The organism is Pseudomonas sp. FW305-E2, assembly GCF_058782925.1.
On the sequence record NZ_JBYSYE010000080.1, the window covers coordinates 1 to 9830 of the forward strand.

Genomic DNA, 9830 nt, shown 5'->3' on the forward strand with positions numbered 1-9830 from the left:
AGGGCCGCCTGACTGGCAAGGCCCATGGCCAGGCCCAGCAAAGACAGTTTCATCATCAATTCCGTTTTGGGGCCTCTGCCGTATCCACGGTGATACGTGCGCGACCGAAGTTTTCAGGCGGCTATTGTTGTACGATTTGCAGGCAATTCTTCCAGCGGCGGATTATGCCTGAATATGTCGCCTGCGGATGAAGCCCCGAATGCTGGGATAACAACTATAAGAATGCTCAAGAGACCGACGGCATGACCCCCTTCGACGAATACCATCAACGGCAGATTGCCGAAGCCATTGCCCGTGCCGAACGGCGTACCGATGCCGAACTGGTGACGGTGCTTGCCCGTCGTGCCGACGATTATGCGTATTGGCCGTTGTTGTGGGCCGCCGTGCTGGCACTGACCGTGCCTGGTCTGTTGCACTGGCTGCTGGCTTGGCCCAGCGTGCGTGGCGTGCTGATGGGCAACGTGCTGCTGTTCGTCGTTTTGTGCCTGCTGCTGCGCAACCCGCGCCTGGCCGATTGGCTGATCCCCCGTGCCTTGCGCCGCTGGCGTGCCGCGCGCCTGGCCCGCCAGCAGTTTCGCGAGCAGAACCTGCAGCGCACAGCAGGCGCCACGGGCGTGCTGATTTTCGTCAGCGAGGCGGAGCGGCATGTGGAGATCCTGGTCGACCGGGGTATCGAACACTGCCTGGATGCCGAAGCCCGCGCGGCCATCGGTGCCCGCTTGGCCGAGCAGGTGCGCCAGGGCCGCACCTTGCAGGGCTTTGTCGAGTGCATTGAAGCGTGTGGCGAGCTGCTTAGCCAGCACGTGCCGCCAACCCATGCCCGCAACGAATTGCCCAACCGCTTGGTGATTCTCGACTGAAGGCGCGCCCAGCCTTGCTGGATTCCCTGTAGAAGCGGGCTTGCCCGCGAATCAGGCGACACGGTGTCTGCCACCGGCTTTGCCGGTGTTGCGGGCAAGCCCGCTCCCACAGGGGGCTTGCGGCACGTTAGAATAGGCGTTCCGCGACCCAAGGCCCCCTTTTTCATGTCCGCCAGTACTTCTGCCTCTTGCGCGCCGGATGCGCGCGCTCAGTTTCTCGACCTGCTGAACGCCGCCCTGCACGGCGAAACCCTGGTCAAGCTGGTGCTGGCGCGCCATGTCGGTGCCGACCAGACCTTGCAACGGATCATTGCCAAGCCGTTGCAGGTCAAGGGCCAGCCGTGCCTGTCGCTGGTCTACCGCCACCAGACCCGCGACATCACCCGCAACCTGCCGCTGGACCAGGCCAAGGTGCTGGTTGCCGAACTGCTGCCAGACAGCTTCCGCAATGCTCACCTGTTCGATGCTGACGGCGAAGTGCAGTTGACCTTCAGCAAGAAGGGCAAACCGATGCTCCAGCGCCACGGTGCCCAGGCACCGCGCGTGGCCGATGCGGGCAGCGGGCATGACCGCGAGAAGAAGCGTTATCTGGAGCTGTCGCGGCCGTTTCTGCGTGACCTCGGTGTGACCGACGCACAAGGCGCACTGATCCCGTCCATGTCACGCAAGTGGAAGCAGATCAACAAATTCATCGAGGTCTTCGATCACGCCCTGGCCAATGCACCGGTGTCGACGGAACAGGCGCTGCGGGTGGCCGACTTCGGTTCGGGCAAGGGCTACCTGACCTTTGCCATGCATGACTACCTGCGCAATAGTTTGGGCCGTGACGCACAGGTGACCGGCGTGGAGCTGCGCCAGGACATGGTCGACCTGTGCAACGCCGCGGCCGCACGCCTCGACCATCCGGGCCTGGAGTTCCAGTGTGGTGACGTACGCAGCGTGGTGCCTGAGGCCATCGAGGTGATGATCGCCTTGCATGCCTGTGACATCGCCACTGACTATGCCATCCACACCGGTATCCGCTGCAACGCCGCGATCATCATGTGCTCGCCGTGCTGCCACAAGCAGATCCGCCCGCAATTGCACAGCCCAGGGTTGCTGCAACCCATGCTGCAGTATGGCCTGCACCTGGGCCAGCAGGCCGAAATGCTGACCGACAGCCTGCGCGCGCTGTACCTGGAAGCCTGTGGCTATGAAACCAAGGTGTTCGAGTTCATCTCGCTGGAACACACCAACAAGAACAAGATGATTCTTGCGGTGAAACGGCGGCAGGCGGGGGATAACGGGGCGTTGCTGGAGAAGATTGCCCAGCTCAAGGCGTTCTATGGGGTGCAGGAGCATTGCCTGGAAACGTTGTTGCGCGCGGATGGGTTGCTCTGACGCCACCCACCGGTACGCCTGCCGGGCACCTTGTCAGCGCTGAGCAGAGGGCACTTCGATAGCCAATGCTGCCTGCCCCAACGGATGGGTGCTGGCATCGAAGAAATGCAGCACCGTCCCCGGCAAATCCCCGAAACGATCTGCAAAATGCTGCTTCTGATTGATCACCGACGCCTCGCCCAGCGGCCGAATGGCAATGGATAGCTGTTGCGGACGGGCTTGGCGCACAGCGTCGAGCAGGTGCCGGTCACTGCTGTCCAGATGCTGCCCGAACAGGCATATCCCTTGGTTTTCCTGCGCCAGCTGCCCCAGGCACCAGCTCAGATAGTCCGAGTTGCGGATAGCGCGCAGTTTCTCGTCGCTGCGGTCTTCGTTGACGAACAGCGGTACTTCACCCGGGATATTCACGGCAAACCCATCGAGCAGTTCGGCGCTTTCAGCGCTGCGCTGGCGGGTGGTGCCGTCGGGCAGCTTGAGCAGGTGCAGGCCGCCATGCAGGTGCAGCACCCGGGTGCCTTCGCTGCCGGTGCGTCGAACGTCGAAATAGCCTTGTTCGTCGAACAGTTCGGCGAAGCCATTCGGGGCGTGCTGCACGGCCCATGGCAGCACCAGGTCATAGTTGCTGGTGTAGACGCTTCGATAGCCGCGCAGGGCCTGATTGAGGGTTGCCAGGGTGGCCGGTGGCATCAGCGGCCAGGGCAGATGCACCGTGCGCACGGCGTGAATCAACGCTTCCTTGATCGAGTAGTAGCGGTTCAGCGGCGCGGTGGAGTTGATGGCCAGTGCGGCATTGGTACGCACGGTGGTGTTGAGGGCGCTGAGCACCGGCTCGAACAGTTCCGTGCCCAAGGACTTGAACAGTGCCTGGTCACTGACCGCCAGGCCTTTCTTGCGGCCTGCGCGTTGCGCTTGCTCGAACAGCGAGAAGTAGCCGAACGGCTTCCATACTGCGCGGCTTGCGCCATTGCCCAGCAGCAGGGCGTCGCAGGGGTGGCGGGCGGCGAGTTCTGGCCAGGGGGTAAGGGTGGCATCAAGTGCGGGCATGCTGGATCCGTTGGGTGGTGCGGGGAACGGGGCGACTTTAGCATGTCATGCGAGGTATGCGAGGGTTGGTGTCAAGGCGAGGTTTTGTGTTGCCTGTGCTGGCCCTTTCGCGGGTGAACCCGCCCCTACAAGTCCATGTAGGAGCGGGTTTACCCGCGAAAGGGCCAGCACAGGCGTAGCACGTTGAACAGGATGAAAGCCGCTAACCCTGTTCGGTCACTTGCACACTGCGGTTTCGGTTGCGCCACACGCGGTACGCACGAATCCCCGCGCGTACCGAGCCGAATAGCAGTTTTTCTTCCATGTCCCGCGCCATCCCCGAGCGCACCAGCATGCGCAGGAAAGTGCCACGGGCGCGGGCGATGGCGAAGAGGATGCCTTGAGCCGCCAGGGTGTCACGCACTTCGCGCAGGGCGGCGATGCCGCTGACATCAATGCTGGTTACCGCTTCGGCATCGAACAGCACGGCTTTAGGCTGGTCCTGGCTTTGCACGGCTTCTAGCAGGCGCATCTTGAAGTAGTCGGCATTGAAGAACAGGATGGCGTCGTCGAAGCGGTACACCACCAGGCCAGGCACGGTGCGGGCGTCTTTGAACTTGCGGATGTCCACCTGGCCTTCGGTGCCTGGCAGCCAGCCCAGTACGGCATCGGTGGGCTGATAGATGCTGTAAAGCAGGCGCAGGATCGCCAGGGTCACGGCAAACACGATGCCGGGCAGCACGCCCAGGCTCAGTACGCCCGCCGTGGTCAGCAGGCACAGCCAGAACTCGAAGCGGCTTAGACGCCGGATATGCCCCAGCGATTTGATGTCGATCAGCCCCCAGCCAGCCATCAGCAGCACGGCGCCCAGCGCAGCCTGCGGGATCCAGGCCATGGGTGCGGTGAAGAACAGCAGGATCAGGGCAATCACCAGTGCCGCGATGATGCCTACCAGCTGGCTTTTGCCACCGACCATGTCGTTGACTGCAGTGCGCGAGTCGGCACCGCTGATGGCAAAGCCCTGGGAAATCCCGGCCGCCAGGTTGCTCACGCCCAGGGCGACGAATTCGTGGTTGGCGTTGATCGCATAGCCATGCCGGGCGGCAAAGCTGCGTGCGGTAAGCATGGCGCTGCAGAAGCTGACGGTGGCGATACCCAGGGCGTCGCGCAGCAGGCTCTTCATTTCCGCCAGGTTGCTGTGTGGCCAGGCCAGTTGCGGGATGCCTGCAGGTACCGGCCCAAGGACGGCAACGCCGAAGCGGTCGAGGCCGAACAGGCCAACCAGCAGCATGAACAGCGCCACTACCGTGAGGGCTGCGGGCAGGCGCGGGTAGCGCCGTGGCAGCCAGATGAGCAGGCCCAGGGCGGCCAGGCCGATGATCAATGTGACCCAGTGAATTTCCCCCAGGCGCTGGAAGAAGTTGATCAGGCTGAGGATGAAACCGTCGCCCTCGATCTGGAAGCCCACCACCTTGGACAGCTGCCCGGCGATCAGGCTCAGGCCGATACCGTTGAGGTAGCCGATCAGGATCGGCCGCGAGAAGAAGCTGGCGATGAATCCGGCGCGCGCCAGGCCCGCGGCAATCAGCATCACGCCGACCAGCACGGTGACGATCACCGACAGTTCGACGATGCGCTGCGGGTCACCCAGGGCCAGCGGTGCCACGGCACCGGCGATCATCGCGCAGGTGGCGGCGTCGGGGCCGACCATCAGCTGGCGCGAGCTACCGATCAGCGCATAGACCATCATCGGTAGCACACAGGCGTACAGGCCATATTGCGGCGGCAGCCCGACGATCTGCGCATAGGCAATGGCAATGGGAATCTGGATCGCGGCTACCGACAGGCCCGCTTGCAGATCGGCGTGGAACCATTCACGGCGGTAGTGCAGCAGGTTGGCAAGGCCTGGTAGCCAGCGGGAGAGAAACATGCGTTGTCCTTTCGAATGGTTTCACGAATCCATTGAGCCTATCCGCCACAAGCCGTTTCGCTTGCGCATGCAAAGGCCCGATGCGCATTGAAGCGGATCGGTGGGTAAATGGCCATGGGCCAGGTCAAGGCAGGGTGAAAAACGAAAAAAGGAGCCTTGGCTCCTTTTGACTGCGATGACGTTGCTGGAACGCCATGCGGGAATGCGATGTGGAGCGGGTAGAGGGAATCGAACCCTCAACTAAAGCTTGGGAAGCTTTCGTTTTGCCACTAAACTATACCCGCATCTGAGCTCGACTTTTTACCAGAACCGTCAGCGAATTAGAAGCCCAAGTTATAAAAAAGCTTGTCGGCGCCCTGTGACCTGCGGGTATTGGCTACAAGGCGCCGAGCCGCTCAGATGGCAAATGCATGCTGCCCCTGTTGCACGGGTTGGTAACGTTGGCGGGGTTCACGCACGGTTGGCTTGAGGAACCCCAGCATGACACTGCGGGTGTTCTCGCAGGCGGTCTTGTTCTCCATGTCCAGGAAGTGGCCCGCATCGCGGATCACGCTGAACTGGCTTCTGCCCACATGCTTGCTGAACTGCCGCGCATCTTCGACCGTGGTGTACTCGTCGCGTTCGCCGTTGATGAACAACACCGGGATGTTGATATTGCGCGCGCCTTGCAGCGCACGTTCCAGGTCGTGCTCCAGCACTTGGTTGATGTGGAAGTGCATCTGTGCGTACTCGTGGCTGTCCAGGCTGCTCACATGGCGGTAGTTGAAGCGTTTGAACAGCGACGGCAAGTGCTTGCCGATGGTGTCATTGACCAGGTTGCCGACCTGATAACGGTCGCAGGCGGCCAGGTACTGGCAGCCACGGTCCAGATAGTCGCGCATTGGCTCGTTGATCACTGGCGAGAACGAACTCACCACTGCCTTCTTCACGTACCGCGGCTGGTGCGCCAGCGCCAGCAGCGTGCTTGCGCCACCCCATGAAAAAGACATCACGTGGTCTGCCTGGAAGTGCTCGATCAGCTCAAGGAGGATATGCGCCTCGGTCTCCTTGCTGATCAGCCGTTCCTGACGGTTGTGCGGCTTGGACTTGCCTGAATACGGCTGGTCGAACAGCACCACGTTGAACTGTGGGTGCAGGTTACGTACCGTCTGGGCGAACGAGGCCGTGGTGGCCAGCGAGCCGTTGATCAGGATGATCGTGTTTTCGGCCGCATCCGCGCGATAGAACTCCGTGTAAACCCGATACTGACCTTGGATATCAAGTACAGCGATTTCTGGCCTCATGTCATCGACTCCTGGCGCAAAAAGGGTATTCGCGTCACCTAGGGTGCACGTTCTTTATGACAGGTAGGCATTTGCCTGAAGATAAACCGGGGGCCCTGTGTCGATCCTTGGCACGTGCGTCGACGGTATTGTTTTTGGCGGGCAATTTGCCGTGCCCCAAGGCATCTAGGCTTTGGGTGGCCGGCAAAAAGTGTCACTGGCTGCAGGTGTGACTTGGTAGTCACATGCAGACTGACGATTTGGATTCAAGCAGTGGGTTGGGGATCGCGCAAGTGCCGTTCGGTAAGTAATGTGACTTTTGTCGCTGAGCGGTCGTGTGACGACACGGGCTGTCTGTCACGCCTGGACAGTGGCTATCTCATTGGCCGTCAGTTCACGATACTCCCCCGGCGCCAACCCCGGATCCAGCCGGATCGCTCCCATGCTCTCCCGATGCAGCCCCACCACCTTGTTGTTGAAGTGCCCGAACATGCGTTTGACCTGGTGGTACCGCCCCTCGACGATTGCCAACCGGGCTCGGTGGGGGCCGAGGATCTCCAGCCGGGCTGGTTGGGTGGTGAGGTCTTCGAAGGCAAAATAGAAACCCTCGCGAAACTTGGCCACATAGTGCTCGCCAATCTCGTCCTCGGTGTCCACCAGATAATGCTTGGGCAGCTTTGTGGCAGGCTGGGTCAGGCGCCGTGACCACTGGCCATCGTTGGTCAGGATCATCAGGCCGGTGGTGTTGAAATCCAGGCGCCCGGCTATGTGCAGGTCATCTCGCAACGCCGTGGGCAGCAGGTCGAGAACGGTACGGTGTTGCGGATCGTGGGTGGCGCTTACGCAGCCAGTGGGCTTGTACAGCATCAGGTAGCGGGCCGGCCGGCCGGCCTGCAGCAGTTGCTCATCCAGCTCTACGCGGCTGAATTCACGCACGTCGGTCAGCGGGTCACTGGCGACCTTGCCGTCCACCCGCACGCGGCGTTGCGCCAGCATCAGGCGAACTTGCTGGCGGTTGTAGCTGGGCAGGTTGGCGAGGAAACGGTCAAGGCGCATGGCAACGATCAGTGGGCAGCGGATGGACGGAGCTGTTCTTCAACGGCGGCGCAGCGCGGGCACAGACAGGCCTTGTTACGCAGTTCATCGGGCAGGGCCTGAAGCACGGCCGGGTCGATGGTCACGCTGTAGCACCAACACGCCTGGGTGGCACGGCGTGGGTCGGCCAGGCTGCACTGGTTGAGGGCACCGCAAGCGGGGCAGTGTTGCTTGTCATTCATGGCGGGTTTCACTGCAGACGCGGTTGCGGCCAGCCTGCTTGGCACGATAAAGCGCGCGGTCGGCGCGGGTCAGCAGGGCGTGCAGGGTATCCCCCGGTTGCAGGCTGCTCAGGCCGATGCTGGTGGTCAGTCGCAGCGGCTGGTTGTCGTAACTGAAGGTCAGCTGTTCGGTGCGTCGCCGGATCTTTTCCGCCACCTCGACGGCCTGGCCGCCTTCAGCTTCGCGCAGCAGCACGATGAATTCCTCACCGCCCCAGCGGCACAGTATATCTGACTGACGCAGGCTGCCTTGCAGCACATTGGCGAATTGGCGTAGCACTTCGTCACCTGCCAGGTGGCCGTGGTTGTCGTTCAACGCCTTGAAGTGGTCCAGATCAATCAGCAAGGCCACCAGAGGGCTACTGTCGCGCCGGGCTTCTCGCAGCGCCTGGGCGGCGAGCAGGTCGAAGCTGCGCCGGTTGTGCAAGCCGGTGAGGCTGTCGAGCGTGGCCAAGGCTTCGGTGCTGGCCTGGTGGCGGCGGACCATGGCATGCACCAGTGCCAGCACCACCAGGGTGATCATCGTACAGATCGCCAGGTTCAGGTACAGCGCGTGGCGAATGCGGTCGAGGACGCCGGTTTCGCGTTTGTCCACCAACAGGTACCAGTCCAGTTCGGGCAGGTGGCGAACGTTGAGAAAGTGGCTGTGGTTTTCGCTGTCATGGTACTCGTGGCTGCCTTCGCCCGGCACCCTCTGCTCGGCCAGCATGGCCTTCAGCTCAGAGTTGTCGCTGAGTGACTGGCCGACTTGCAAACCATGCGGGCCACCCTCGGAGCCGGTCAACAGCACCTTGCCTTTGGCATCGGTGAATAGCACCGCGCGTTGGTAGCGGCGTTGGTACTGATCGATCAGCTTGACCACCGACGATACGCTCAGCCCTACGCCTGCCGCGCCGATGAAGCGCTGCTGGTAGTCGTGCACCTGGTAGTTGATGAACACGGTCAGGCTGTCCTGGTTGGCCATGTCCAGGTCGACGTTGATCTCATAAGGGGCCTTGAGTTCACGCAGACGGAAATACCAGGCATCACGCCAGGTGCCCGGTTCGACGTGCTTGAGCACGCCTTTGGCCTGGTAGTAGGTCCGCGTGCGATCGGACACGAAAAAGGACGTGAAGATGTCCTGCTTGCCCATGACCTCGCTCAGGTAGCGGGTCATGCGTTCGGTATTCTGCTCGCCGGACAGCACCCAGTCGCGCAGGAAGGTGTCCTGGGCCATCATCGAGGCGATCAGCACCGGGCGGATCAGGTCTTTCTGAATTTCCGAGTAGACAGTGTCGGAGGTCAGCGGCAATTCGGTATTGATGATGCCGTCGCGGATGGCGCTGCGAGAGGAGAAGTAGCTGAGCAGCGAGGTGGCCAGGAAGCCGCAGGCCAGTAACACGAGCAGGGTAACGATCAGCGAGCGTTGCGAGAACAGAGCGGAACGTAAGGGCATGATCTTCCCGTGATGTGTGCCGAGCCGCTTATTCTAGTGAGATGACCAGCAAATGACTGCAAGTTTTTCAGGGTTATTTCACCTGTATCAAGTTATTGCAGAAATGGCACTGAACCTGCGCGCCACTGTCTTATTCAGTGTCGATTGACGCATCTCGTCTCGACGCTCGCCAGCGCCGCTGTTCGGGCACTCCCGCGGTCCAGGAGGCCGCCATGTCCTATCGAATCCTGTTGATCACCCTGCTGGGGCTGATGACTTCGGCCTGCGCCCCATACTACGAGCGCGGGGGCTATTACCGTTCGGACTACTACTCCACCGACCGCTATGTGGCGCCGGGGTATTACCGCTATGACCGGTACTATGTGGCGCCAGCCCCGCGCTATTACTATCAGCCTGCCCCCCGTTACTACCATGGGGCGGCCCCTGCGCCCTATTACCGGCCATATTCGCAGCCGAGGATGAACCAGTGGCATGGCAACCCGCGCTATGACTACGGCAATCGCCAGCGGCAAGACTACCGGCAGGACCGGGATCGCCATGACTATCGCAATGACAGCCAGCGTTACCGGCAGGGCGACCGGCACTCCAATCGGCAGGTTGACGACCGCGGGCGCTGGGACGGGC

At 61.8% G+C, this 9830-nt stretch carries 10 protein-coding genes and 1 tRNA gene; 4 read left to right on the forward strand and 7 right to left on the reverse strand.

Features of this window, described 5'->3' with window-relative positions; all coding sequences use genetic code 11:
• The 3 genes from AC3WLP_RS27410 to AC3WLP_RS27420 form a co-directional block, all read left to right on the forward strand.
• A partial coding sequence (locus tag AC3WLP_RS27410) for a hypothetical protein (protein ID WP_218279754.1) occupies nucleotides 1-191 on the forward strand: 191 nt, incomplete at its 5' end.
• A gap of 51 nt (nucleotides 192-242) precedes the next feature.
• Nucleotides 243-860 (forward strand): TPM domain-containing protein, encoded by a 618-nt coding sequence (locus tag AC3WLP_RS27415; RefSeq protein ID WP_003251995.1) that lies wholly within the window; start codon nucleotides 243-245, stop codon nucleotides 858-860.
• A gap of 165 nt (nucleotides 861-1025) precedes the next feature.
• Entirely contained in the window at nucleotides 1026-2240 is a 1215-nt protein-coding gene (locus AC3WLP_RS27420) for a class I SAM-dependent methyltransferase (protein WP_012053620.1), read from the forward strand.
• A gap of 33 nt (nucleotides 2241-2273) precedes the next feature.
• Here the strand turns inward: AC3WLP_RS27420 and AC3WLP_RS27425 are convergent, their stop codons facing one another.
• From AC3WLP_RS27425 to AC3WLP_RS27455, 7 genes are all read right to left on the reverse strand, one after another.
• Nucleotides 2274-3284, reverse strand: a complete 1011-nt coding sequence (locus AC3WLP_RS27425) for a DUF4917 family protein (RefSeq protein ID WP_088513337.1) — start codon at nucleotides 3282-3284, stop codon at nucleotides 2274-2276.
• Between the two features lie 202 nt (nucleotides 3285-3486).
• On the reverse strand, nucleotides 3487-5193 hold the full coding sequence (locus AC3WLP_RS27430) for a SulP family inorganic anion transporter (protein ID WP_004575156.1): 1707 nt from the start codon (nucleotides 5191-5193) through the stop codon (nucleotides 3487-3489).
• Nucleotides 5194-5403: 210 nt separating this feature from the next.
• A tRNA-Gly gene (locus tag AC3WLP_RS27435) sits at nucleotides 5404-5477 on the reverse strand.
• Between the two features lie 111 nt (nucleotides 5478-5588).
• Complete coding sequence (gene phaG, locus AC3WLP_RS27440) at nucleotides 5589-6476, reverse strand: (R)-3-hydroxydecanoyl-ACP:CoA transacylase (protein WP_003252003.1); 888 nt, start codon at nucleotides 6474-6476, stop codon at nucleotides 5589-5591.
• Nucleotides 6477-6812: 336 nt separating this feature from the next.
• Nucleotides 6813-7511 (reverse strand): pseudouridine synthase, encoded by a 699-nt coding sequence (locus tag AC3WLP_RS27445; RefSeq protein WP_088513338.1) that lies wholly within the window; start codon nucleotides 7509-7511, stop codon nucleotides 6813-6815.
• An 8-nt stretch (nucleotides 7512-7519) separates the two neighbouring features.
• A complete protein-coding gene (locus AC3WLP_RS27450; RefSeq protein WP_003252007.1) occupies nucleotides 7520-7732 on the reverse strand; it encodes a cysteine-rich CWC family protein in 213 nt (70 codons plus the stop codon).
• Nucleotides 7725-9206 (reverse strand): sensor domain-containing diguanylate cyclase, encoded by a 1482-nt coding sequence (locus tag AC3WLP_RS27455; protein ID WP_088513339.1) that lies wholly within the window; start codon nucleotides 9204-9206, stop codon nucleotides 7725-7727. Before AC3WLP_RS27455 ends, AC3WLP_RS27450 begins: the two co-directional genes overlap by 8 nt.
• A gap of 212 nt (nucleotides 9207-9418) precedes the next feature.
• On the opposite strand from AC3WLP_RS27455, the gene AC3WLP_RS27460 reads away from it, so the two are divergent.
• Nucleotides 9419-9830: hypothetical protein (locus tag AC3WLP_RS27460; protein ID WP_103340322.1), on the forward strand; the 412-nt coding region annotated here is incomplete at its 3' end.

Excerpts from the sequence above, each read along its gene's own strand:
- AC3WLP_RS27425 (WP_088513337.1), bottom strand. The coding sequence starts at position 3,284 with ATGCCCGCACTTGATGCCACCCTTACCCCCTGGCCAGAACTCGCCGCC.
- phaG (WP_003252003.1), bottom strand. The coding sequence starts at position 6,476 with ATGAGGCCAGAAATCGCTGTACTTGATATCCAAGGTCAGTATCGGGTT.
- AC3WLP_RS27415 (WP_003251995.1), top strand. The coding sequence starts at position 243 with ATGACCCCCTTCGACGAATACCATCAACGGCAGATTGCCGAAGCCATT.
- AC3WLP_RS27445 (WP_088513338.1), bottom strand. The coding sequence starts at position 7,511 with ATGCGCCTTGACCGTTTCCTCGCCAACCTGCCCAGCTACAACCGCCAG.
- AC3WLP_RS27420 (WP_012053620.1), top strand. The coding sequence starts at position 1,026 with ATGTCCGCCAGTACTTCTGCCTCTTGCGCGCCGGATGCGCGCGCTCAG.
- AC3WLP_RS27455 (WP_088513339.1), bottom strand. The coding sequence starts at position 9,206 with ATGCCCTTACGTTCCGCTCTGTTCTCGCAACGCTCGCTGATCGTTACC.
- AC3WLP_RS27430 (WP_004575156.1), bottom strand. The coding sequence starts at position 5,193 with ATGTTTCTCTCCCGCTGGCTACCAGGCCTTGCCAACCTGCTGCACTAC.
- AC3WLP_RS27450 (WP_003252007.1), bottom strand. The coding sequence starts at position 7,732 with ATGAATGACAAGCAACACTGCCCCGCTTGCGGTGCCCTCAACCAGTGC.